Here is a 24,957-nt window from a genome sequence, read left to right as displayed (position 1 = left end):
GTTGCGTCTCCGACGGCAACAGTTACGTCCTCCCCTGGGTGCAGCTCCGGGGGATGTGGTGCGCAATCTCCTGGCCGTCCAGTCGCAGGAATTCGCCTATGCCCGTTGGACCGTGGCGCAGCGGACGCCCTCGAGCACTGCAGCTGCAGTGGAACAGGCCGTTGCCGACGGGACCATCCTGCGGACGCACATCCTGCGCCCCACATGGCATTTTGTGCACAGGGATGACTTGGGCTGGTTGATGGCGTTGTCCGCTGACCGGCTGCATCAAGGCAACAAGGGCATGTACAAGCGGACCGGGGTGGACGGGGAAACTGCCGCACACAGTGGGAGGATCCTTGCAGCAGCCGTGGCGGATGGTGCCCACAAGACCCGCGAGGAGTTGGCTGATGTTCTGGGCCAGGCCAGCTTTCCCGGCAAGGGGCTGGGTTTCATCTACCACCTCATGCACGCCGAAATCAGCGGCATTCTGGTGAGCGGCGCTCCGGTTCGTTCGGCTGGAGGAGCCCTGAAACAGACCTACGCTTTGTTCTCCGAACGCGTCACCGCTCCGTTTTCCAGGCCACTCAGCGGAGCGGACCGGGAACACGCCCTGGGGCAGATGGCCCTGCGGTATTTCAGCAGTCGCGGACCGGCTACCGTGAAGGACTGTTCGGCGTGGTCCGGGCTGACCATGAAAGACGTGACGTTGGGACTCAACGTCGCTGCGGAATTATCACCGGGAACGTTGACCCGGGTCTCCTTCGATGACCTGGACTTTTACGTCGCCTCGGCTGACGCAGAAGCCCTGGAGGCTCCTGCCGGCCCAGCGGCCGGTTCCGTGCTCCCCCGCGTCGACCTCATCCAATGCTTCGACGAATACGTGATGGGGTATTCGCAATCCCGCCACTACCTGGGCGGTACCGCACCGTACTTGCCTGAGGACAACGGCCCCATGCATGTAGTCCTCGTGGACGGCAGGCTGGCCGGATGGTGGCGGCACAGCTTCGCAGGGGGCATGTGCGGGCTCGAGGTCCGGATGGACAAGCCGACAACCAAGGAAGAGCAGATGGCCCTGGAAGCCGAAGCGGAACGCTACGGGATTTTCCTGGGCATGGAGGCCAAGCTGCTGTGATGGGCACAGGGCTAAGCTGGGGCTAAGACCTAGGAGGCCTGCACTGTGAACAATCTGATCTTCTGGATCATCGTCTGCTCGTGGCTGATTCCCATGGGAATCCGCATGTACAACCGGTCCAAGGCCCGCCGCCTGCAGAACGGGAATTTTCGTGGTCAGGATTATCCGCAACAGGGTTTCCCACCACAAAATTACCCGCCGCAGGACTACCCGCAACAGAACTACCCGGGCTACCCGCCAGGGCCGGCAGTCATCCGGCCTGCAGACGAGGCACCTCAGGTCGCGCCGCCGTCGAACGCCTCCTACCCAAGCGGTTCCTACCCAAGCGATTCCTACCGGGCCGGACAGCCCGCTCCCGCGCCGTTTCCCACTGCCGGTTCCGAGCCCCAGGGCTACCGCGCCCGAAAGCTGGCTGAACTGGATGCGAAGTTCACCAATGGCCAGATCGCCATGGAGGACTACATGAAACAGCGCGGGGAGATCATGAACGGCTAGGCACGTCCGCAAACAGGCAACTCTACGAACAGGCTCCTCACGGTCAGGCGAAGAACGCCCCGCGAAGCTGCTCCGACAATTGGCCGATTTCCGTGAGGAAGCCATCGTGGCCGATCGGCGCCTGGATGGTGTGGACCGGAACATTACCCGGCAGTGCTGCCGCCAGCTCCTTGGACTGGGCCGGGAAGTACAGCCGGTCCGTGTCCACAGCAGCAACAAAGAACTCGGCGGTGGCACGCGAAAGTGCTTCCTGCAGTGTGCCCCGTCCCCGCCTGATGTCGTGAGACATCAACGCTTCGGTGATGGCGATATAGCTGTTGGCATCGAACCGCCGCACAAGCTTTGTCCCTTGGTGGTCCAGGTAGCTTTCCACCTGGTAGCGACCACGCTCCCCCAGGACTGCTGCGGAGAGCGGCGTTTCCTGATGTTGGGCTTCCCTGCCGAAGCGGAGATCCAGTTCCAGGGCGGAACGGTACGTGATGTGCGCAATCCGGCGGGCCAGGGCAAGTCCGTGTTCCGGGGCCGGACCGCCGTAGTAGTCCCCATTGTTGAAGTGCGGGTCCTGCCGGATGGCCAGGGTTTGGGCCTGCGCAAAGGCAATCTGCTCGGCGGTGCTGTAGGCTCCCACCGAAATGACGGCGCAGCGGTTGACCCTCTCCGGAAACGTGACAGCCCATTCGAGGGCCCTGGCCCCACCCATCGAGCCGCCCAGGACCGCGTGCCAGGATTCAATCCCCAAGAGGTCCGCCAAACGGGCCTCAGCAACCGTGCTGTCGCGAAGAGTGACCAGGGGGAACCGGGAACCCCACGGCTTGCCGTCCGGCGCATCGGAGGACGGGCCGGTGCTGCCATAGCAGCCGCCCACGATATTGATGGAGACAACGAAGAACCTGTTGGTGTCGATGGTGGCGCCCGGACCCACCAACTGCTCCCACCACCCTTCCTCGTCCGTGGCTCCGCGGGCAACGTGGGTGCTGCCCGTCAGCGCATGCTGGATGAGCACGGCATTGGACGCGTCGGCGTTGAGTCGTCCCCAGGTTTCGTACGCCAACACGACGTTGGGGAGGTGACCGCCGGCTTCGAGCGCCAGCGGCCCTATGCCCGCGTACTTGACGGTTCCGTCTTCTTCTCCGGATTTGGGAAGTGCTGTAGCAGTGATGGTCATTCCTTTGACACCTAACTTCGCGCTTGCCCGTCGCCTTGCGTGCGAACAGGCCAGGTCTTCACCCGGGGCACCCCACCGCGGAAGGAGGGTTGCCGGCCAGCAAGCCGGGGCTATCTGCTGGCACTCATGACCTAATACGTAGAGTCTAGGAAAGACACCACCGTTATGGCGAAGAATGTGACACCAGTGTGACGTTCAAGGGCAGCTTCATTCACGAAAGAGCACTCCGGGGTGCCGTCCGGCGAATAATCGTCGATGTGGACGACACCCCGGGTCCGTCAGCCAGGTGCGTCAGCTGCAGGCGTGGACTGCCCGTTCAGGCACCCTTGGCCGCGCGGAAGCCGGCTTCGAGGTCGGCAATGATGTCATCGATGTGCTCAATGCCCACGGACAAGCGGACCAGGCCCGGGTTGACGCCGGCGGCTACCTGCTGCTCGACCGTCAGCTGGCTGTGCGTGGTCGACGCCGGGTGGATGACCAGGGAGCGGACGTCACCGATGTTGGCGACGTGGGAGTGCAGCTCCAGACCGTCCACGAAGCGCTTGCCGGCCTCTACGCCACCGTTGATGTTGAAGGCCACGATGGCTCCCGTGCCCTGGGGTCCGTACTTGCGGCCCCGCTCGTACCAGGGGCTGGACGGCAGGCCCGCATAGGCGACCGATTCGACGTCGTCATGCGCTTCCAGCCACTCGGCCACCTTGGTGGCGTTGGCGACGTGGCGCTCCACCCGCAGGCTCAAGGTTTCCAGGCCCTGCGCGATGAGGAACGCGTTGAACGGCGACACGGCCGAGCCGAGGTCGCGAAGGAGCTGGACACGGGCCTTCAGGATGTAGGAAAGGTTGGCTCCGAGCGCTCCGTCCTTGCCCAGGTCGCGGGCGTAAACCAAGCCGTTGTAACTGGGGTCCGGGGTGTTGAAGCCGGGGAACCGCTCCGGGTCTTTGCCGAAGTCGAAGTTGCCCGAGTCCACGATCACGCCTGCGATCGCCGAACCGTGTCCGCCGAGGTACTTGGTTGCGGAGTGGACCACAATGTCCGCGCCCCACTCGATGGGCCGGATGAGGAACGGCGTGGAGAGGGTGTTGTCGACGATGAGAGGCACGCCTGCCTCGTGCGCGACACCGGCGACGCCTTCGATATCCAGCACGTCCTGGCGTGGGTTCGAGACGACTTCACCAAAGAACAGCTTGGTGTTCGACTGGACGGCCGCACGCCACTGCTCGAGGTTGTCCGGGTCCTCGACGAAAGTCACGGAGATGCCGAACTTCTTCAGCGTGTGGGCCAGCAGGTTGTACGTGCCGCCGTAGAGGCTGGGGCTCGCGACGACGTGGTCGCCGGCCTCGGCGATGTTCAGGATGGCAAAGGTCTCGGCTGCCTGGCCCGAACTGAGCAGCAGTGCACCCAGACCGCCTTCGAGGCTCGCGACGCGCTGTTCCACGGCGTCCTGCGTGGGGTTGCCTATCCGGGTGTAGATCGGAGCCAGTTCGGCCAGGGCAAAGCGGTTGGCCGCGCTTTCAGCACTCGGGAAAACGAACGACGTTGTCTGGTAGATCGGCAGGGAACGCGCGCCCGTGGCGGCATCCGGCTCTTGGCCTGCGTGGATCTGGCGGGTTTCGAAAGACCATCCTTGGGACATGGAATTCTCCTGTTCGTGGCGCGTGTGGTCGGCGGAATAGCTGCGGGAAGGAAGCTGCGGCCAGTCTAGGAAGTGTCCGGGTCCTTGGACAGCTTTGTGACGCCAGCAGAATATATGGGCTCTTTTGCGACCTTCCATGACGCCCGTCGCGAGATCCCACCTTAGTTAGGGTTGGCTTAGCTGAGACACCGATCACAAAGTGCCAAGATGAAGCCATGCGCATGGATCACGTCTCTTACGCCTGTGAACGAGATGGCCTCTTGGCCACTACCGAACGAATTTCCGCGGCTCTGGGAGTGGACGCAGTCCGGGGCGGAGTGCACCCGCGCTTCGGCACCCGGAACATGATCATTCCCCTTGCGGATAACAAGTACCTGGAAGTCGTGGAGGTCCTGGACCACCCTGCTTCCGACAAAGCACCCTTCGGCCAAGCTGTCCGTGCACGCTCAGCCGCCGGCGGCGGTTGGATGGGCTGGTGCGTGGCAGTTGACGACCTCGCCCCGTTTGAGGAACGCCTCGGCCGCGCAGCAGTCCCGGGCAACCGCAAGTTCCCTGACGGCCGCGAACTGGTGTGGCAGCAGATCGGCATCCTCGGCTTGATCGCCGATCCCCAGGTGCCGTACCTGCTCAAGTGGGAGGGCGACCCCTCACTTCACCCGTCCAAGGTGTACGAGAGCGATGTGAAGATGTCCAGCCTCACGATCGCAGGTTCCGCCGAACGCGTGACCGAATGGCTGGGCGAGCCAGTGGAGAAGCCTCTCGAGGACGTCGCGGTCCAGTGGATAGCACCACGCGGCACGCCGGGCATCATGGCCGTCACTTTCGAAACCGCCTCCGGAGCCGTCACCATCTGACCGTTCCCCTGATCCGGGCTGGTCCCGGCCCTGGACACCGCTGTCCAAACAATGCTTCGGCCGCCATCAGCGGGTGCCAATGACGTCACCCACCGATGGCGGCCGGATACTTTTAACGGCTGCAACGGCTTTCACGGCTGCTCAGCCCAGGCCCACCGCTTTGCCGAACAGGCTGAATCCAACGAACGCCACAATGTCCAACAGGGCATGGGCAATCACCAAGGGCATCACCCTCTTGGTCTTGGTGTAGATCCACCCAAAGACCAGGCCCATCACCACATTGCCGATGAACGGGCCAAAGCCCTGGTAGAGGTGGTAACTCCCGCGAAGGAGGGCGCTGACGATGATGCCCGCCGGAACGCTCCAGCCGAACTTGCCGAAGCGGTCCAGGAGATACCCCACCACAATCACTTCTTCCACAATGGCGTGTCGCACGGCGGAGAGAATCAGCACGGGAACCGTCCACCAGTAGGCATCCAGGCCGCTGGGCACAATGGCAGTGGTGATTCCCAGCGCCCGGCCGGCCGCGTAGAGGCCAAGGGACGGTATGCCGATAAGCGCCGCGAGGCCCAGGCCCTGAAGCAGATCCTTGCCGGGGCGGGCCAGGTTGAAGCCGAGCCGGGCGAACGCCGAACCTTCACCGTCCCTGGTGGCCTGGACGTGCGTGGACAGGAAGTAGAACACCAGCGCCACGGGCACCAGGGCGAACAGGATATCCAGAAGCTGGTACGTGAGATCGAAATATTCGCGGGTGCTCTGGGACCTGTTCAGCGTGGACGTTGCATCAGCCAGCGGCGCCCGCGTCATCTTGTCGAGCAGCTGCACCACGGAGTAGACAGCCGACTGGCCCAGGGAAAGGCCCAGGACAATGAGCACTTCGGCGCGCAGCCGGCGACGGGAAGCAAGGAACATGTACCTATCTTGCCCGCAGTTCCTGCCTCTTTGCCGGGAACCGCCGCCCTATGCTTGGTGGGATGGGTGCCCCAGAGAGAATATTCATGATCCGGCACGGACAGTCCGCCGCGAACGCCGACACGTCCATCTACAACCGCGTGCCGGATTATCGGATTCCGCTGACGGACCAGGGCGTCCAGGAGGCCCGGTTGGCCGGCGAGGACCTGCGGCGCAAACTCGACGGGCAGCAGGTCTGCGTCTATGTTTCCCCCTATTTGCGCGCCTACCAGACGCTGGAAGCCCTCAACCTGGGGTCCCTGATTGAGCGTGTCATCGAGGAGCCGCGGCTCCGTGAGCAGGACTGGGCCAATTTCCAGATCGCCGGGGACATTGAGGACCAGAAGGAACTCAGGAACGTCTACGGCCACTTCTTCTACCGTTTCCGCGAAGGCGAATCAGGCTCGGACGTCTACGACCGGGTGTCTTCCTTCATGGAGACGCTTTACCGGCACTGGCAGAAGCCCACGTACGCACCGAACACCCTGTTGGTGACGCACGGGCTGACGATGCGGCTGTTCTGCATGCGATGGTTCCACTGGACGGTGGAGTACTTTGAGTCGCTCAACAATCCGGGCAACGCTGAGCTGCGCACGCTGGTCAAGAACGACGACGACCAGTACAGCCTGGATCTGCCGTTCAGCCAGTGGGTGCCCAGGGATGTGGACGATTCGGTGCTCCACGCCCCGCGGATGCGGTTCTAGGGGTCCCCGTCAGCCTGCCGGTGCGACGATGACTTCCGTGCCGTTGGCTTCGAACGCCGCTTTGTCGTCGGGGCTGATCCCGGAATCGGTGATGAGGTGCCTGAAGTCGTAGCCGGCCATGGCGGCAAAAGAGCGCCGGCGCACCTTTGAGGAATCGGCTACCACGTAGGATTCCGTGGCTCGGCGTGCCATCACGGTGTTCACCATGGCTTCGCCCTCGTCAGTGATGGTGGGGCCGAGGTCCGGGTCTACGCCGTTGACGCCAATGAAGGCGATGTCCAAGGCGACCTTTTGCATGATCACGTCTGTGTACGGTCCCACCAGCTCATAGGACCGCGGGTTCAGGATGCCGCCGGTGACCATGATCTTGATGTTGGGGCGCACCGCCAGTTGGGAGGCGATGTTGATTGCATTGGTCACCACGGTAAGCGTGGGCCTGTTCGACGGTGCGTTGAGGTCTTCGCGGGTGGACAGGAGCTGGGCCAAGGCGGTGTTGGTGGTTCCGCCGCTCAGCCCTATGACCGCTCCAGGACGGATCAGCGCGGAGGCCGCGAGCGCAATTTCCTGCTTGGCCTCGGCGTGGTCGTCACGGTTGTATCGTCCGGGAAGGTCGTATGCCACCGATCCCGTCGTGGCGCCTCCCCTGGTGCGGCTCAGCAGCCGCTGCTTGGCGAGGCTGTCCAGATCCCTGCGGGCCGTGGCAGGTGACACGCCTAGACGCGTCACGATGTCCTCGACTTCCACGTGGCCGGATTCGGCCAGGAGATCGAGGATGGCGGTCAGCCGATCGGTGCGGGTCATGACAAGCCTTTCGCGGTTTCCGGCTATTTCGCTTTGGCGAACAGCGTCAGCATACGTGCCGACTCCAGCACCAGGGCCTCCCGGCCGGCCTTGATGTACTTCCGGGAATCCACCACTGCGGGGTTGGCAGCGAGGTACTCACGGACGGCGCGGGTGAAGAACCCGTTCAAATGTGTGGATACGTTGATCTTAGTCATACCAGCGCCGATAGCGGATACGAGCATCTCATCTGTGACACCGGATGAGCCATGAAGAACCAGTGGTTTTCCAACGGCGGACTTCAGGCGGGTGATCAGGTGCAGGTCCAGCGCTGCGCTGCGCTCCGTCATGGCGTGGGACGAACCGACGGCCACAGCGAGTGCGTCCACTTCCGTGGCCTCAACGAAATCCCGGGCCTCGGACGGGTCGGTCCTGACACCCGGTGCGTGGGCTCCGTCCTTGCCTCCAACTTTTCCGAGCTCGGCCTCAACGTACACACCGCGCTCGTGCGCGTATTTGGCGACGCGGCGCGTGACCTCAACGTTCCACTCATAAGGCAAGTGGGCGCCGTCGTACATCACGGAACCGAACCCGAGGTCGACGGCGGCGAGCGCCAGGTCTTCGGACTCGGCGTGGTCGAGGTGGAGGGCCACCGGCACGGAGGCCGAACGCGCGATCGCAAGCGCTGCGGACGCGATGGGTTCCAGGCCGCCGTGGTACTTGGCGCAGTTCTCGGAGATTTGGAGAATCAGCGGAACGCCGGCGGCCTCGGCACCTCCCACCAGGCCCTCCGCAGTTTCAATGTGGATGACATTGAACGCGCCTTGGCCGGTGCCGGCGGCAGCTGCCTTGTCCATCAGTTCCCGCGTGTTGACCAGGGTCACCGGGTCTCCTTCCATGTCACGATCAGTTGGTCCTGCAGTTCCTGGTACCGCGGCGAGATCTCGCCTGCTGCCGGCATGAGCACGGCTGCTGCGGACCAGGCGGTGGCACGGCGAAGAATCTCGCGCGGCTCGGTGATGCCTTCGGCGAGCGCGACGGCGGCAGCCGCCACACCGGCGTCGCCCGCCCCTGTGGGGTTGCCGCTGAGCGACTCAGGCAAGCGCGCACTCCAATAACCGCCGGGGGCGGCGTGGTCGAAGGCGAGCATGCCGTCCGCTCCGGCGCTCACCAGCACAGTGCGGGCGCCCATGTCGATCAAGGAAAGCGCCGCAGCCTGGAGGCTGGACTCCCCCGTGGCTTCGGCGAGTTCATGGTGGTTCGGCTTGAGGATGTCCGCGCCGGCCTTGGCTGCGGCGATGATCCCGGGACCGGAGGTATCGATGATGGCGGGAATGCCGGCGTCGTGAGCCAGACGGACCAGCTCCGGGTAGAAGTCAGCGGGAGCGCCGGGAGGCAGGCTGCCGGAACCGACCAGCACGGAGGCGGGGAGATTGCGGTTTCCGGTGACGGCTTCAGCGACGGCGGTGCGCAGGGAGCGCCACTCATCGGGAAGCAGCGCCTGGCCTTCCTCGTTGAAGATGGACGTTTCGCCGCCCACGGTGTCCACCAGGGCAATGCTGCGGCGCGTCTCTGCAGCGACCCCCACCAGGATGTGCGGCACTCCGCTGGTCCAGAGTTCGGCCGCCAGGGTCTGGCCCGCGGCACCGCCTGTGGGCGCTATGGCCAGCACCGGGTATCCGAGTTGGTGCGTCACACGGGCAACGTTGATGCCTTTGCCCCCGGCACGGCTGATGGGAGTGGGGACGCGGTGGCTGGCGCCTTCAGTGATGCCGTGGACGGTGTACGTCATGTCGATGGCAGGGTTCGGCGTGACTGTGATGATGCGGTTCACGTTGGCTCGCTTCATTGTCCGGCTCCCAGCAGCTTGCGTGCGTTGTGGGCGGCACCGAGCAGGCCTGCGTCCTGACCCAGCTGGGCACGGATCAGATGGGGGCGGCGTTGGAAATCCAGGGTCTGATCAACCCGGGCGCGCAGGGGCTGCAGGAGGTCCTCACCGGCCTCGGCGAGGCCTCCACCGATCACCACCGCTTCGGTGCCGATGATGTTGACGCATTGGCAGATGGTGAAGGCGAGCGCGTCCATCGCCTCTGCCCATACGCGTTCTGCCAGGGCGTCGCCGGACTTTGCCCTGAGCAGCACGCTGCGGGCGCCGTTGACCTTGTTTCCCGACTTCCGGTGGTAGCGCTTTGCGATGCCCCCGGCGGAACCGACGGCTTCCAGGATGGTGGCCGCGGTGCCGCCGGGACCGGCGTCGGGATCCGGAACCTGCGCGTGGCCGAGTTCTCCGGCGAAACCCCCGGCAGTAACGGCTTTGCCTCCGGAGAAGACTGCGGCCGCGATGCCGGTGCCCACCACCATGACCACAACGTCGCTGAACTCCCTGGAGCCCCCCAGCGCGTGCTCAACGGCAGCGGCGGAGCGGACGTCGTGGTCGAAGGCCACCGGAATCCCGAGACGCCTTTCGGCTTCGGCCGTGAAGGGAAAGTTCCGCCATCCGAGGTTGGCCGAGTAAACGCCCACCCCTGCCACCGAGTCGACAATGCCGGGGACGATGATTCCGGCGGCTTTGGCAGGGGTGCCCGGGAACTCGGCAGCCAGCTCGGCGGCGAGCTCTGCCAGCCGCTCAACGACGGCTTCGCCAGGACGTGCCGGGTCCAGTGGCGTGGGGACGCGGCGCATACCCAGCACCACGCCCTTGGCATCCACCAAACCGGCTTTGATGTCGGTCCCGCCAACATCGAAGGACAGCACCGGTGATTCTGCGGCTCCGAGAACCATGACGTGTACCTAGGCGGAGGCGTCGAGAATGACCGAGCGGGTCAGGTTGCGCGGCAGGTCCGGGTTCAAGCCACGGACCCGTGCACGCTCGAGGGTGACCTTATGGACCCGGGCGAGCTCGGCCAGGGGGTGCTTGTCCGTGTGGAGGTAGAGGGCGCCGGTGGCGGCCATGTCCTGGTCCAGTCCTTCGGGCTGGGTGCCAAACAACCAGGTAACCCGGCCGGGAGCGGCGATGGAGATCGGACCGTGGCGGTATTCCATGGCCGGGTAGGACTCGGTCCAGCCTTGGACGGCTTCGCGCATCTTGAGGCCGGCCTCGTGGGCCAGCCCTACCGTCCATCCCGTGCCGAGGAAAGTGAATTGCTCGGCGTCCAGGAGTTCCTGCGGGACCGGAGCGGACACGGCGTCGCGGGCATCGGCGATGGCCTGCTGCACGTCGATGTCGAGGCTGGTCAGCATGTACACCAGCGCGGTGGTGGCGAAACGGGTCTGCACCACGGAGCGCTCGTCGGCATACTGGAGGCCGATCACGGTGTCGGCCAGTTCGATGATGGGCGAGGTGGTGTCTCCGATGATCGCGACGGTGGGGACGATGCCCTTCAGCGCGGCGAGGATCTCCAGCACTTCGGTGGTGGTGCCGGAGCGCGTGATGGCCACGACGGCGTCGTACTGACGGTCCGCACTGTTGCTGTTAAGGAAAGCCTCGGAGGCCGCAAAGGCGTCCGTGACCCCTTTGCCTGCGGATTCGCGGGCAGCTGCGTAGCTTTGGGCCATGAACCATGACGTGCCGCAGCCAATGACGGCGATGCGTTTTCCATCTGCGGGAAGCAGGTCTTCGCTGCGGGCCTGCTCAACGGCGCGCTGCCATACGACAGGCTGGGAAACCAGCTCTTCCTCCATGAAGGCACCCAGTATGTTCTCGCTCATCGTGTGTTTCGCTCCCGCTCAAGTAATGACGTTTTTTGATCTATAGAAACACTAAACGATCATTTTCGATCTCACAAGGATCATCTACTGGAGAAGACTGCTCATTTGCCGCTCATGACGGAAGAGGTCCCACCCACGCCGCAATCATGTTCTTGCGTGTGCTTTTAAGTTAACTACCTGTTAACTCTTGTCATGTTCTTGTTCGTGCAGCAGGCTTGGATGAGTCCGCAAGAAAGTGATTATTACTCACTCGGAATAATCAATAAGGAGCATCATGCCCCGCTTATCATCCCCCAGACGCCTCGCCTCGTTGAGTTTGGCCTGTGTCGTCGCCTCATCCTCGCTGGGCTTGATGGCCATCCAGCCCGCCACCGCAAGCCCCCTGGTCCTGCCTGCCGAGCTCGTCAGCGCCGCTGAAGCCGCCACCATCACCTCCGGCAGCCTCGCCGTGGACATCGCCACCACCTTCCCCCAAGTCCTCGGCTACACCGACACCGCCACCAAGGCCCGCCTCGACGGCACCCCGGCCCGGTTGAACACCATCACCCTCAACGGAGTGGAGTTCAATGTCAGCGGAACGTCCACGGCCTCCGGAAAGGATGCCCGGGATTACGTCCTCACCGTGCCCGATTTCGGCAACACCGTGATCAAGGCGCGGCTCTCCGTCAAGAAGAATGTGGTGTCCTTCAACGTCACGGAAATCAAGGACTCCGCGGACCACCTCGTGAAGACCCTTCAACTCCCCCGGCTGAACCTGGTCACTGTAGGTTCCACCCAGGCCGGGGCCCAGATCTCCACAGCCAATCTGTCCGTCGACCGAAGCGTCAGCGGAGACGAATTCACGCCCGTTACTGCAGCTACGCCCCTGGATACTGCACCCAAAAGCTCCGCGTACGCGCTGGCCAACACCGCCGCACTGGGTGCCGCCGTCGAATCAAACGCCCTCTACGACACTTCCTCCGGCCCGGGAGCGAAAGACAAGGGACGCTTCTGGCGCCAGGCCGTCAGCGACGGCGCCGGCGGGGTGGCCATGGGCATCGCCAGCGGCCAGTGGCTGTACCGTGCCGATGGTTCCACCACTACGGAGGAACTTCCCTGGACCCGGGTTGCCATCACCACCGATGCGAATGCCGATGGCGGCGTGGACTGGCAGGATGCGGCCATCGCCATGAGATCCATCCAGGTGTCCGCCAACAAGGGCGAACAGACCCCGGACAACGTGATCACCCATATCCCCTTCAACTTCGCCTCGCAGGCAACCCACCCGTTCCTCCGCACTTTGGACGACGTCAAACGCATCTCCCTGGCAACGGACGGACTGGGCCAGGTGGCCATGCTCAAGGGCTACACCAGCGAAGGCCACGACTCGGCCAACACCGATTACGGAAACAACTTCAACACCCGCGCAGGCGGCCTGGAGGACCTCAACACTTTGGTGAAGGAGGGCAAAGACTGGAACGCCAGCTTCGGCGTCCACATCAACGCCACAGAGATCTACCCCGAAGCGAAGTCCTTCAGCGAAGACCTGTTGCGCGCCGACAAGGGACTCGGCTGGAACTGGCTGGACCAGTCCTACTACATCAACCAGCGCCAGGACATCAACTCCGGCAAGCTCGCCCAGCGCATCAAAGAACTCCGCGAAGCCACGGACAAAAACCTGGACTTCGTGTACGTGGACGTCTACTACGAGTTCGGCTGGCTTGCCGAGAAGCTGCAGCAGGAACTGGTCAAGAACGGCTTCCGTGTCGGCTCGGAGTGGGCCGACCATCTGTCCCGCAACAACACGTGGTCCCACTGGGCCAACGATGAGAAGTACGGTGGCTCCACCAACAAAGGCGTCAACTCCCAGATCCTGCGCTTCATCAACAACACCCAATCAGACGTGTGGAACCCGGACCCCAAGCTCGGCGTGAGCCACATCGTGGAGTTCGAAGGCTGGACCGGGCAGAACGACTTCAACGCCTTCAGTGAGAATGTCTGGACAGCCAACCTCCTGGCGAAGTTCCTGCAGCACCACCAGATCACCAAATGGACACCAGACCGGATCGACCTCGCCGATGCCGTGGCCGTCACCGGAAACACCGCGGAGGAACGCAACATCACCGTCGCCGGAACCTCCGTGCTGCAAGGCGGAAGCTACCTGCTGCCGTGGTCCTCCAAGGAAAACGGCAAGGCCGACAAGCTCTACCACTACAACCCCGCCGGTGGCGCCAGCACCTGGACGCTCACGGAGGAATTCGCCAAGTCATCATCGCTGGAAATGTTCAAACTGACCGACAACGGACGAGTGAAGGTCGCTGATGTACCGGTAGTCAACGGCCAGGTCACCGTCACCGCGGACCCGAAGCAGCCCTACGTCCTCACGACCAAGAACAACGCGCTCCCCAAGAAGGCGGACTTCGGCGAAGGCACAGCCTTCAACGATCCCGGTTTCAACGGCGCCGACCTCTCCCCCTGGAACCCCACGGGCAACGTCACCCAGGTGCGCGACGACAAGGGCCGCCGCTTCGCCGAGATGGGGGCAACGCCGTCGTCGATCAGCCAGGACGTCAAGCTGGACGCCGGAACCCAATCCGTCAGCGCCTGGGTTGAAATCCAGCCCGGCAAGGCCCGGCCCACCACCCTCTCTGTCGAGATCAACGGCAAGACCGAAAGCACCACCATCGATTCATCCAACGCAGAAAACTACGTGGCCGGCGACGAGAAGCACGGGACCTCGTTCCAGCGCGTGCGGGTACTGGTTGATGTGCCGCGGAACAACACGAAGGCCACTGTTTCCGTCAAAGCCGCCGACGGCGACGCCACAGTGCGCGTCGACGACTTCCGGGCGGTCAAGACCGCCCGGGTGGCCACCACCGGCGTGCTCAGCGAAGACTTCGAGAACGTGGACCAAGGCTGGGGACCCTTCGTGAAGGGCAACGCCGGCGGCTCAACGGACCCCCGGACTCACATCACCGAGCGCAACGAGCCCTTCACCCAGAAGGGCTGGGACACCAATGTGATCGATGAAGTCCTGGACGGCACATGGTCCCTGATCGCGCACGACGAAAACACCGCCCCTGACGGCGGACCGGGCATGGTGTACCGCACCACCGAGGCGGGCGTTCCGTTCCAGGCCGGCCGCAAGTACAAGGTGTCCTTCGACTACCAGAACTCCAAGGCCGGGCAATACGCCTGGGTTTCCGGCTACGACTCGCAGGCGGGCCCCGCAGTGACGGGCAGCCAGGCCATCGACGCGAAAACCACCACCACGCGGTTCGAGCAGATCCTCGACACCGGCTTCTGCGGTGACTACTTCGTGGGCTTGCAGCGTACGGGCAGCGCCAACGGATCGGACTTCACGCTGGACAACTTCCTGGTGGAGGACCTCGGTACCTCGGAAGCCGTTCCGGCGTGTGCGCAACTCACCGCCGGACTTCAAGGCGACGTGGTCCAGCAGGGCAAGGCACAGGACTTCGTCACCACGTTTATCTCCGACGAACCGGCGGCCATCAGCGACCTCGCCGTTGCGCTTGAGCTTCCCGAGGGATGGACCGCGACACCGTCCACGCCGGCCACGGCAGCAACCCTGCCCGCCGGTGGCACCCTCACCACCACCTGGAAGATCACGGCACCCGCGTCCGCGGACGGCGACTACCCCATCACGGCCAAGGCCGGTTACACCGCCGCAGCATCGGGCAACAACCCGGTAGGCGGCCGGACCATCGGCACCACCACCACTGTCCGGACACTGCCCAAACCGCCGCAGGCCACAGTGTTCGCCAGCGACCACCCATGGGTCAGCGCCACCAACGGCTGGGGCCCTGTTGAAAAGGACCAGTCCAACGGCGGAACCGGGGCCGGCGACGGCACCCCGCTGACGCTGAACGGCACCGTCTTCGCGAAGGGACTTGGCGCACACGCCAACGGCAACATCCGCTACTACCTTGGCGGCTACTGCACCGCCTTTACCGCAACAGTCGGCATTGATGATGCCCAGCCGACGCGGGGCAGCGTGAAGTTCTCCGTGGTGGCTGACGGGACAACCAAGGTCACAACCCCCGTCCTGGGAGCCACCAGCGCTCCCCTGCCGCTCACCGTTGATGTCACCGGCGCCCAGTACGTGGAACTCGTAGCTGACGACGCCGGCGACTCCAACGGCAACGACCACGCCGACTGGGCTGATGCCAGGTTCACGTGCTCGTCCACGTCCCAGGAACCGCCCGCACCCGTCCTGCAAGGCACCGTGTTCGCCTCCGACCTGCCCTGGATCGGCAGCATCAACGGTTGGGGTCCAGCGGAAAGGGACAGGGCCAACGGTGAGCAGAACGCCGGTGACGGACCCGCATTGCGGCTTGACGGCGTCGTCTACCCCAAGGGAATCGGCGTCCACGCCGACTCGAAGATCAGCATCGCCACCGAAGCAAAATGCACCGCCTTCACCGCCGTGGCGGGAGTGGACGACGCGAAGCTGAACAAGGGCCTGCACGGCTCGGTGGTCTTCATCGTGAAGGGCGACGGACGTGAACTGCTGCGGACTCCCGTTCTCAGCGCCGACTCTGCAGCACTTCCCCTCAACGTGGACATCACGGGAGTCCAGAACGTCGAACTGATCGCCGACAGGAACGGTGACGACGCCGGCGACGACTGGGGTGATTGGGCGGACGCGAAGTTCAGCTGCGCATAGTCCCTTCGCGCCTCAGTCTTTCCACGCACCAGTAAAGAAGGGCGGTGTTCCTACCGGAACACCGCCCTTCTTTACTGTTGTCCTGGAACGCGCACGCCCGCCCGCCACACCGAGTGCGTCAACGGAACTCCGGGACGGTACGCCAGGTGGGTCGCCGACGGTGCCTTCAGCATGTGCAGGTCAGCCCGGTGGCCGACGGCGAGCGAACCCACCGCCCGTTCGGCGTCGACGTCGTTCCCGGACTCCCGGCCCAACGCCAAGGCGCCGCCGTACGTCGCCGCGCGGACGGCCTCGTGGACGCTCAAGTGCATCTGGAGAACCGCTGTGGTGACGCAGAAAGCCATGGACGTGGTGTACGACGTTCCAGGGTTGCAGTTGGCCGCCAGCGCGATCTGCACGCCGGCGTCGATCAATTCACGCCCAGGCGCCAAAGGCTGGCGGGTGGAGAGATCGCAAGCCGGAAGGCAGGTGGCAACCGTGCCCCGTGCTCCCTGGCCTGTAGCGGCGTCCCAGCCGGTCCAGGTTTCCGCGAGGGCTGCGATGTCCTTGTCCGAAAGATAGTTCACGTGGTCCACACTCGCAGCCGCGAACTCCACGGCCAGCGCCACACCCGGCCCCTCGCCGAGCTGGTTGCCGTGGACCCGCAGGCCGAGACCTGCGTTGCGGGCCGCCGTCAGGACGCGACGGGACTGGTCTTCGGTGAAAGCGCCGCGCTCGCAGAAGACGTCTGCCCAGCGGACGTGCGGGAGGACGGCGTCGAGCATGGCACCGCAGACCAGGTCCGTGTACTCCTCAGGGTCCGAACCGGCGGGGACCAGGTGCGCGCCGAGGTACGTGACCTCGTCGACCTCGGCCGCGGCGATCCTGGCGCTGCGGGCTTCGTTGTCCACGTCCAGCCCGTAGCCCGTCTTGCTCTCCAAGTAGGTGGTCCCCTGGGAGACCGCCTCTTTGACCCGGTCCCGCACGAGGCGGCTGAGTTCATCGTCGCTGACGCTGCGCGTAGCTCCCGTGGTCACGGCGATGCCGCCCGCGCTGTAGCTCTGCCCGGCCATGCGGGCCTCGAACTCGGCGGTGCGGTCCCCCGCGAAGACAAGATGGGAATGCGAATCGACCCAGCCAGGCAGGACGGCGCGGCCTTCGGCGTCGACTTTTTCATCGGCGGCCGGAGCGTCCTGGCGGGACCCGATCCAGGAAATCCGTTCGCCTTCAAAGACGATGGCCGCATCCGTGAGGACCCGGTGCTCCAGGTCCTGGGTCATCAGCTCGCCGATGTTGGTAATGAGTGTGCTGGCTGGTGTGGTTCCGCTCATATGCCTATTGTTCAGCGCCGGATGGACCAACGGGTGGCCGCGAGTTGCTCCGCTGTCCGGGATTCCGGACTCTCCGCCTCGACGGTGCCAAGGATGAGGGCCGCAGCCAGTTCAGCGATGGCAGAGGACGTCTGGAAACCGTAGCCGCCCTGTCCGGCGAGCCAGAAGAAGCCGGGTGCTTCGGCGTCGAATCCCACCGCCGGGATGCCGTCGGCGGCCTCGGTCCGCAGGCCGGTCCAAGCGCGGTCCACGGACTGGATGCCCAACGTTGTCACGCTGTTGAGCCTGGTGATGAGGCTTTCAACGTCCCCGGGCTGTGGTTTCGCGTCTTCCGGACCGCTGGGAACGTGCTCTGACGGCGAGATCAGCACTTGCTTGCCTTCAGGCCGGAAGTAGAAGGAATCATCCGCTGCGCACACCATAGGCGTTTCCGGCGTCAGCGGATTCCGGACGTTCACGATTGCGGCGGTCCGCCGGAACGGCTGAAGCCCCAGCTTCTCCACGCCGCTGATGACTGCCAGCTCATCTGCCCAGGCACCGGCCGCATTCACCACGACGCCGGACTGGAACCCTTCGGTGCCGGCGCCCACCTGCCAGCCACTCCCCAAGCGCTGGGCCGAATGGACCTTGGCACCGGTGATGATGTCCACGCCTGCGGCCTCTGCGGTGCGCCGGTGTTCGTCGAGCAGCAGTGGAGCATTACATCCGAACGAGCCGTTGTCGAGTCCTGCGGCAGTGAAGGAATCCGGGGCGAGGACAGGGCACAGGTCCATTGCCTCAGCGTGGGTGATACGGTGCATGTTGCCACTGGCCTCGGCACTCACCGTCTCCTCATCCCCCACCAGCATGAAGCCTCGCGGAGTGAGGATCGGCTCCGTTGCCCGGGCGTCGCGGGCGGCCATCAATTCCAAGGTCCGGAGAGTCAGCTCCTGCACCACCGGCGGCCCGTAGCTGGGGATCAGTTGACGGGCCGAGCGTGAAGAAGTGTGGAAGGCCAGCGATTGCTCCGCTTCCACCAGAGCTACTGTGCATTTGCCCGCCAATGCCGCCGCCAAGGACAGCCCGGCGATACCGCCACCAACGATTACCACGTCATAATTCGAAGCCATGGATCCATCCTGTCAGAAGCCCGCCGAACCGCCACCGATCCTCGCTCACATCCCACGGGCTTCCCGGGATCGCTCGCTCACTTTCTTGGGAAAAGCGATGGAGGGACGCCTGGAAACCCGAGGGATGTGAGCAAGCGACGCGGGCAAGCACGCGGGACGTGAGGAAGGGTTTGGAGGGGTGACCGCGGCGCGACTGTTGACGACGACCCGAACGCACGCACCGCCGTCGACGTCGCCTGTCCGGGCAGCACCAACTACCAACGCTTACTCACGAAACAGGCCGTTAAACCCCAACGCTCACTCACATAACAGCCCCTTAAAACCCAACGCTTACTCACTTGTTAGAAGGAAGTGAGCGAGCGTCGCGGGCAAGCACGCGGGACGTGAGGACGCGTCGGAACCAAGCACGCGGGACGTGAGGAAGCGACGGCAGGAAACCCGAGGGATGTGAGGAAGCGTTTGGAGGGCTGACCGCGGCGCGACTGTTGACGACGACCCGAACGCACGCACCGCCGTCGACGTCGCCTGTCCGGGCAGCACCAACTACCAACGCTCACTCACGAAACAGGCCTTTTAAATCCCAACGCTCACTCACATAACAGCCCCTTAAACCCCAACGCTTACTCACTTGTTAGAAGGAAGTGAGCGAGCGTCGGGATCAAGCACGCGGGACGTGAGTGAGCGTCGGAACCAAGCACGCGGGACGTGAGTGAGCGTCGGGATCAAGCACGCGGGATGTGAGCGAGCGTCGGAATCAAGCACGCGGGACGTGAAGAAGCGACGGGAGCAAGCACGCGGGACGTGAGCGAGCGTCGCGGGCAAGCACGCGGAATGTGAGCGAGCGCTGTTAGGCGACGGCGGCGCGGCTCTTGACGAACGCTTGGACGCACGCTTCGACGTCGTCAGCACTGTGCGCGGCCGAAAGCTGCACCCGGATCCGTGCCACGCCCTTCGGCACTACGGGGAAGCTGAAGGCGGTGACGAAGACACCATTGTTGAGCATCTCGTCAGCGATCTTGGCGGCCACCACGGCATCGCCGAACATGACGGGGATGATGGCGTGTTCGCCGTCGAGGAGTTCGAAACCTTCCTCGCTCATGCGGCGGCGGAACAGCGCGGCGTTCTCGAAGAGGCGGGTGCGCAATTCTCCGGATTCCTGGACGAGCTCGATCGCCTTGATAGTGGCCGCAACAATAGCCGGGGCGAGGGAGTTGGAGAACAGGTAAGGGCGGGCTTTCTGGCGCAGCATGGCGACAATTTCGCCGCGGCCGGAAACGTATCCGCCCGAAGCCCCGCCGAGGGCCTTGCCGAAGGTTCCCGTGTAGATGTCGACGCGCTCGGAGACTCCGGCGTGCTCCGGCGTGCCGGCGCCGGTGGGGCCCATGAAACCGACGGCGTGGGAGTCGTCAACCATGACCAGGGCGTCGTGCTTCTCGGCGAGATCGCAGATGGCTTCCAGCGGAGCGAGGTACCCGTCCATGGAAAACACGCCATCGGTGACGATGATCTTGCGGCGTGAGCCCTCAGCTTCGACCAGCTTGGCTTCAAGGTCCGCCATGTCCTGGTTGGCGTAGCGGAACCGCTTGGCCTTGCTCAGGCGGATGCCGTCGATGATGGACGCATGGTTCAGCGAGTCCGAGATGATGGCGTCCTCGGGGCCGAACAGGGACTCGAAGACACCGCCGTTCGCGTCGAAGCAGCTGGAGAACAGGATGGTGTCCTCCGTGCCGAGGAACTTCGAGACGCGGGCTTCGAGCTCCAGGTGGAGGTCCTGCGTGCCGCAGATGAAGCGCACGGAGGCCATGCCGAAGCCGCGCTCGTCCATGGCGGACTTGGCGGCGGCGATGATGTCCAGGTGGTCGGCCAGGCCAAGGTAGTTGTTGGCGCAGAAGTTCAGGACCTTGTTGGCCGGCTGGCCGAGCTGTCCTGCGGCGATGTGGCTTGCCTGCGGGGAATCGATGTGGCGTTCGGTCTTGAAGAGGCCGGCGGTGCGGATCTCGTCGAGTTCGCCCTGCAGTTGGTCTTTGATGGCTGAGTACATGGGTGCTCCTAAGTCTTTGGCGGTCCGGGTGGCGGTTCGGTCCGGGTGACAGTTCGGTCCGGTTTACAGTTCGGTCCAGTTACAGTTCGGTCCAGTCGAGGACCACTTTGCCGCCGGTGCCGTTGCGGGCGATTTCGAAGCCCTTTTCCCAGTCGGCTGCGGACAGCTTGTCGGTGACGACGGCGGAGATGCTGCGGTGCAGCACGGGGTTGGACGAGAGCATGGCGCTCATGGCGTACCAGGTCTCGAACATCTCGCGACCGTAAATACCCTTGAGCGTCAGCATGTGGGTGACAACCTTGCCCCAGTCGATGTCGATGGACTGGCTGGGAAGGCCGAGCATGGCGATGCGTCCGCCGTGGTTCATGTTGTCGATCATCTCAGGCAGTGCCGTGGGGTGTCCCGACATTTCAAGACCGATATCAAAGCCTTCGCGCATGCCCAGTTCCTGCTGTGCCTCGCGGACGCGCATCTTGGAAACGTCGACGGCGAGGTCCACGCCCATCTGCCGCGCGAGTTCCAGGCGCGGTGCGGAGACGTCGGTGATGGCGATCTTGCGTGCACCGGCGTGCCGGGCCACAGCGATGGCCATCAGCCCGATCGGGCCGGCGCCGGTGATGAGCACGTCCTCGCCGACCAGCGGGAAGCTCAAAGCGGTGTGGACGGCATTGCCGAAGGGGTCGAAAATGGCGCCGAGCTCAGGGGTGACGGATTCGTCATGGTGGACCCAGACGTTCGTCTCCGGGATCACGACGTATTCGGCGAACGCGCCATCGCGCTGCACGCCCACGGAGACCGTGTGGATGCACATCTGGCGGCGTCCGGCGCGGCAGTTGCGGCAGATTCCGCATACTACGTGCCCTTCGCCGGAGACGCGGTCGCCGACCTTGACGTCGCGGACGTCCTCGCCGACTTCAACCACTTCACCGTAAAACTCGTGGCCTGCGATCAAGGGGGTTTCGATGATGCTCTGCGCCCAGGCGTCCCAGCTCTGGATGTGGAGGTCCGTGCCGCAGATTCCGGTGGTCATCACGCGGATCTTGACGTCGCCTGCGCCCGCTTCAGGTTCCGGACGGTCGACGAGTTCGAAACCGGCGTGGGGTCCGGATTTGTAGAGAGCCTTCATGGGATTCCTCACTGCTGGGGCTGCTTCACTGCTGCTGAGTCCATTGAAGCCCCGGCAACGATTTAGCACAACTAGATTCTTCTCAATCAACGATTTAGGATTTGCTAATGGAAATTCATCAGCTGCAGATGCTCCGCGAGCTCGGCGACCTGGGCAGCGTCAAGGCGGTAGCAGAGACACTCATGGTCACTCCTTCGGCTGTGTCGCAACAGCTCGCCCTGCTCCAAAGGTCCGTGGACGTGCCGTTGACACGGAAGGAGGGCCGCGCCCTGGTCCTGACCGACGCGGGCCGCGTGCTGGCCGAGGCGGGTGCCGCCGTCGTAAATGCCATGGCAGACGCGCGGGCAGCGATCGGCGCGTATCACGATGCTCCCGACGCGCCGGTCAGCGTGAGCGCCTTCCACAGCGCAGGGCAGGCGCTGTTCGCGCCGCTGGCAGCGCTGTTGGCGTCCGACGGCGGGAACTCGCCTCGCCTGCGCCTCGCCGACGAGGACGTGGCGCAGGAGGATTTCCCGGGGTTGGCAGCACGGTACGACCTGGTTTTGGCGCATCGCATGGACAACAGCCCGCAATGGCCGGAGGACAAAGTCGCGGTGATCCCACTGGCCGACGAGCCGCTGGACATCGCGCTTCCGGCGGATCACCCACTCGCATCCCGCCGCGAACTGGAGCCTTCCGACGTCGTGGATGAACCCTGGGTGACCAGCCGCGACGGTTACTCCCCCGCAGACGTGCTCGCCGCCGTCGTTGCCGTGAGCGGGAGGCCTGCGGAGGTCCTGCACCGCATCAACGACTACTCAACCGTGGCCGCGCTCGTCTCGGCCGGCGGCGCGATCGGGCTGCTCCCGCGCTTCACGGCCCGGCGTGTCCTGGACGCCGGCGTAGTGCTGCGCCCGTTGTCCGGCGTGAACTCGGTGCGCAAAATCGACATCCTGGCCCGTCCGGAGACGCTTAAACGGAAATCGGTCATGACGGTTTGCGAGTCACTTCAAACCGTCATGACCGGGCTTTCCGAACCGCGCTGACTCAGTCGCGGACCAAAGCGGGCTGGCCGGCGTCGAAGTAGGCCACCAGCTCGGCCGGGAGTTCCGGGACCTCTCGCGCTGAGCCGTCGCCCCGCAGCGATTCTGCCGCGAGGATGCCGGCAACCACCGCCTGCCGTGCAGCAATGGGGCTGGTTTGCGTCTGCCCGCCCTCCGACGCGAAGCGGAGGAACTCCTCGATCAGGCGCGGGTCGGCGCCGCCGTGGCCGCCCTCGCCGTCCTGGATGGTGATGACCTCATCCGGTGCCGCATATCCCGACGTCCGGGAAGTCCACACATTGATGGTTTCTCCCGGTCCATCGCCCAGGTTCTCGATCCGGCCCTTGGTTCCGATGATCGTGTAGTTGCGCCAGTAATCCGGGGTGAAGTGGCACTGCTGGTAGGAGGCCAGCACACCGTTGTCCAGAACCATGTTCATCATGGAAATGTCCTCGACGTCGATCACTTCCGCCAGATCCTTCTGCTCCGTCGGCGGCCAGTTGTCCAGGGAGAACCAGTCCCCCATGCGTTTGCCGGTGTTGTCGGCACGGTTGGCGACATCACCATAGACAGCCAGATCTCCGACGGCGGCAACCCGCTTGGTGTAGCCACCGGCGAGCAAGTGGATGACGTCGATGTCGTGGGCGCCCTTTTGAAGCAGGAGGGAGGTGACGTTGGCGCGCTGGGCGTGCCAGTCCTTGAAGTAGTAGTCCCCGCCGTGGCCGACGAAGTGGCGGCACCAGACCGCTTTGACGTCCCCGATCCTGCCTTCCTCAATGAGTTGGCGCATCTGTACTACCACCGGCATGTGGCGCATGTTGTGGCCGACGTACAGGCGTGTGCCGGTTTCGAAAGCCGTGCTGAGGATCAGGTCCGCGGCCTCAACCGTGATGTCGAGGGGCTTTTCGCAGAAGGTGGGGATGCCCGCCTTGAGCGTCCGGACCGCGACGGCGGCGTGCTGGCTATCGGGGGTCAGGACCAGTACGGCGTCCAGGTCGCTGGCCAGCAGTTCATCGAGGTCGGCAGTGATGCGGGCTGTGGGAATGCGCTGGGCAGCATCGGCCCTGCCGCGTTCACTGAGGTCGCAGATGATGGTGACCTCGGAGCCGTTGCCGGGTTTGTGGGCGTGCTTCCACAACCCCGAACGCAGGCCGAATCCTACGATTCCGACCTTCAAATCCTTATCCATGGTGTACATTTTCCTTCTGCTGTTTCTTAGTAAAGTCTGGTGGCGGCGCTGCGGTGGGGCGCCGATTCGCGCACGAACAGATGCCAGGGGAAGTCGAGGACGGCGGGCTCGTCGTGTTCGCCGTGGCTGGCAGCACGCTTCAAGAGCCGCCGGGCGAGCTTGTCGAAGAAGTCCACGGGACCAACGGTGCTGAGCGAGGGCGACATCCGCTCACCCTCCACTGTGTTGCCGACACCGATGATGTCCACATCCACGCCGACCCCGAGCCCCAGGCGCTGTGCTGCATTGATGGCACTGACCGCCGCGTAGTCCGTGGTGGCGTAGATGGCGGTGGGACGGTCCGGCAGGCTGAGGAGCCGGGTGGCAGCGGCATAGGCACTGGCTGTGGTCCCATCGAAGAGCCCCACATAGTCCCGCCGCTCCGGGATGCCGGCCGAGGCCAAGGCTTCCGAGTAGGCCCGGTACCGCGATCCGCCGGAGGTGCCCGCCGCCGTTGCCGGAGTCAGGCAAGCGATCTGCCGGTGGCCGTGGAGCAGGTGCTCCACGGCCATCCGGCAGCCGGGGCCGGCAATGGAACGGATGACATCGAAGCCGTCCGCTTCCAGGACCTCGTCGAAAACCACCAGGGTGGTCCCGCGTTCCGCGAGTTTGCGCAGGTCATCGCGCTGGTTCTCGCGGACAGCATCGACGAACACCGCGTCTGCATTGTGCGTGCCGAGTACTTTGACCCAGTCAGCATCGCCGAGGATCATCGGCGTGATTCCCAGCGGGACCGCGGCCTTCTGCACGGCTTCGATGACGGACAACGACCAAGGATCGGAGAGCATGGTCAGCGACAGGATCACGGTGTTCGTGCGGCCCGTCCGGATGGCCCGGGCCGCCTGGTTGGGGCGGTAGCCGAGCCGCTCGGCAGCAGCCTTGACCTTTTCCGCCGTCGGATCCGAAACGCCTGGTCCGCCGTCACCGCGCCGCCCTGACAACACATAGGACACCGTGGCGGTGGAGACGCCGGCCAGTTCGGCCACCATTCGAATGGTGGGCCTTACTCCGGTGCTGCTCGCTTTTGCCATGGTTCCCCCTGATTGTTCGC

19 protein-coding genes, 1 pseudogene and 1 riboswitch are annotated in these 24,957 nt (G+C 64.4%); of the genes and pseudogenes, 6 read left to right on the top strand and 14 right to left on the bottom strand.

All coding sequences use genetic code 11. The features are described from left to right. Positions 1-58 precede the first annotated feature (58 nt). Complete coding sequence (locus tag PYR64_RS05315) at positions 59-1,114, top strand: winged helix DNA-binding domain-containing protein (protein WP_275778777.1); 1,056 nt, start codon at positions 59-61, stop codon at positions 1,112-1,114. A gap of 45 nt (positions 1,115-1,159) precedes the next feature. Further along, a complete protein-coding gene (locus tag PYR64_RS05310) occupies positions 1,160-1,609 on the top strand; it encodes a hypothetical protein (protein WP_064721838.1) in 450 nt (149 codons plus the stop codon). 43 nt (positions 1,610-1,652) lie between these two features. Here PYR64_RS05310 and PYR64_RS05305 read toward each other — a convergent pair whose 3' ends face one another. Then, on the bottom strand, positions 1,653-2,774 hold the full coding sequence (locus PYR64_RS05305) for a homoserine O-acetyltransferase (protein ID WP_039240446.1): 1,122 nt from the start codon (positions 2,772-2,774) through the stop codon (positions 1,653-1,655). A gap of 14 nt (positions 2,775-2,788) precedes the next feature. Further along, positions 2,789-2,906: riboswitch (SAM riboswitch) on the bottom strand. A gap of 184 nt (positions 2,907-3,090) precedes the next feature. Continuing rightward, positions 3,091-4,428 (bottom strand): annotated as a pseudogene (locus PYR64_RS05300) (bifunctional o-acetylhomoserine/o-acetylserine sulfhydrylase); the annotation flags it as partial. Positions 4,429-4,622: 194 nt separating this feature from the next. On the opposite strand from PYR64_RS05300, the gene PYR64_RS05295 reads away from it, so the two are divergent. Further along, a complete protein-coding gene (locus PYR64_RS05295; protein WP_018777448.1) occupies positions 4,623-5,261 on the top strand; it encodes a VOC family protein in 639 nt (212 codons plus the stop codon). A 141-nt stretch (positions 5,262-5,402) separates the two neighbouring features. On the opposite strand, the gene PYR64_RS05290 is transcribed toward PYR64_RS05295, so the two are convergent. Continuing rightward, entirely contained in the window at positions 5,403-6,173 is a 771-nt protein-coding gene (locus tag PYR64_RS05290; protein WP_275778773.1) for a type II CAAX endopeptidase family protein, read from the bottom strand. 86 nt (positions 6,174-6,259) lie between these two features. On the opposite strand from PYR64_RS05290, the gene PYR64_RS05285 reads away from it, so the two are divergent. Next, a complete protein-coding gene (locus PYR64_RS05285) occupies positions 6,260-6,916 on the top strand; it encodes a histidine phosphatase family protein (protein ID WP_275778771.1) in 657 nt (218 codons plus the stop codon). Positions 6,917-6,925: 9 nt separating this feature from the next. On the opposite strand, the gene PYR64_RS05280 is transcribed toward PYR64_RS05285, so the two are convergent. From PYR64_RS05280 to PYR64_RS05260, 5 genes are read right to left on the bottom strand one after another with little or no spacing between them, the layout of a single operon-like run. Next, entirely contained in the window at positions 6,926-7,717 is a 792-nt protein-coding gene (locus tag PYR64_RS05280) for a DeoR/GlpR family DNA-binding transcription regulator (protein WP_018777445.1), read from the bottom strand. Between the two features lie 23 nt (positions 7,718-7,740). Next, on the bottom strand, positions 7,741-8,595 hold the full coding sequence (locus PYR64_RS05275) for a class II fructose-bisphosphate aldolase (protein WP_079581028.1): 855 nt from the start codon (positions 8,593-8,595) through the stop codon (positions 7,741-7,743). Then, positions 8,577-9,545 (bottom strand): hexose kinase, encoded by a 969-nt coding sequence (locus tag PYR64_RS05270; protein ID WP_018777443.1) that lies wholly within the window; start codon positions 9,543-9,545, stop codon positions 8,577-8,579. The genes PYR64_RS05275 and PYR64_RS05270 overlap by 19 nt, the downstream gene beginning before the upstream one ends. After that, positions 9,542-10,477, bottom strand: coding sequence for an ROK family protein (locus PYR64_RS05265; RefSeq protein ID WP_055975061.1), 936 nt, complete (start codon positions 10,475-10,477; stop codon positions 9,542-9,544). The genes PYR64_RS05270 and PYR64_RS05265 overlap by 4 nt, the downstream gene beginning before the upstream one ends. A gap of 9 nt (positions 10,478-10,486) precedes the next feature. After that, positions 10,487-11,404, bottom strand: coding sequence for an SIS domain-containing protein (locus tag PYR64_RS05260; protein ID WP_018777441.1), 918 nt, complete (start codon positions 11,402-11,404; stop codon positions 10,487-10,489). 274 nt (positions 11,405-11,678) lie between these two features. Between PYR64_RS05260 and PYR64_RS05255 the strand changes: the two genes are divergently transcribed. Then, a complete protein-coding gene (locus PYR64_RS05255; protein ID WP_275778766.1) occupies positions 11,679-16,070 on the top strand; it encodes an endo-alpha-N-acetylgalactosaminidase family protein in 4,392 nt (1,463 codons plus the stop codon). A 71-nt stretch (positions 16,071-16,141) separates the two neighbouring features. Here the strand turns inward: PYR64_RS05255 and hutI are convergent, their stop codons facing one another. The 4 genes from hutI to tdh all read right to left on the bottom strand — a co-directional run bounded on the left by hutI (position 16,142) and on the right by tdh (position 21,656). Continuing rightward, complete coding sequence (gene hutI, locus PYR64_RS05250) at positions 16,142-17,380, bottom strand: imidazolonepropionase (protein WP_275778765.1); 1,239 nt, start codon at positions 17,378-17,380, stop codon at positions 16,142-16,144. Positions 17,381-17,391: 11 nt separating this feature from the next. Beyond that, positions 17,392-18,489 (bottom strand): FAD-dependent oxidoreductase, encoded by a 1,098-nt coding sequence (locus tag PYR64_RS05245; protein ID WP_079581030.1) that lies wholly within the window; start codon positions 18,487-18,489, stop codon positions 17,392-17,394. 847 nt (positions 18,490-19,336) lie between these two features. Further along, positions 19,337-20,530, bottom strand: a complete 1,194-nt coding sequence (locus PYR64_RS05240) for a glycine C-acetyltransferase (protein WP_189075839.1) — start codon at positions 20,528-20,530, stop codon at positions 19,337-19,339. Between the two features lie 79 nt (positions 20,531-20,609). Further along, complete coding sequence (gene tdh, locus PYR64_RS05235) at positions 20,610-21,656, bottom strand: L-threonine 3-dehydrogenase (protein WP_055975051.1); 1,047 nt, start codon at positions 21,654-21,656, stop codon at positions 20,610-20,612. 107 nt (positions 21,657-21,763) lie between these two features. Between tdh and PYR64_RS05230 the strand changes: the two genes are divergently transcribed. Continuing rightward, a complete protein-coding gene (locus tag PYR64_RS05230) occupies positions 21,764-22,681 on the top strand; it encodes a LysR family transcriptional regulator (protein ID WP_110504529.1) in 918 nt (305 codons plus the stop codon). 1 nt (position 22,682) lies between these two features. On the opposite strand, the gene PYR64_RS05225 is transcribed toward PYR64_RS05230, so the two are convergent. Together PYR64_RS05225 and PYR64_RS05220 are read right to left on the bottom strand one after the other, a co-directional pair. Beyond that, complete coding sequence (locus tag PYR64_RS05225; RefSeq protein WP_275778760.1) at positions 22,683-23,876, bottom strand: Gfo/Idh/MocA family oxidoreductase; 1,194 nt, start codon at positions 23,874-23,876, stop codon at positions 22,683-22,685. Between the two features lie 17 nt (positions 23,877-23,893). Next, a complete protein-coding gene (locus tag PYR64_RS05220; RefSeq protein ID WP_275778758.1) occupies positions 23,894-24,937 on the bottom strand; it encodes a LacI family DNA-binding transcriptional regulator in 1,044 nt (347 codons plus the stop codon). Between the last annotated feature and the right edge of the window lie 20 nt (positions 24,938-24,957).

Source organism: Paenarthrobacter sp. Y-19, assembly GCF_029223985.1.
In the GTDB taxonomy this organism is placed as follows: Bacteria; Actinomycetota; Actinomycetes; order Actinomycetales; family Micrococcaceae; genus Arthrobacter; species Arthrobacter nicotinovorans.
Note: the sequence above shows the minus strand (reverse complement) of the source record. Positions and strands in the feature narration are given on the sequence as shown.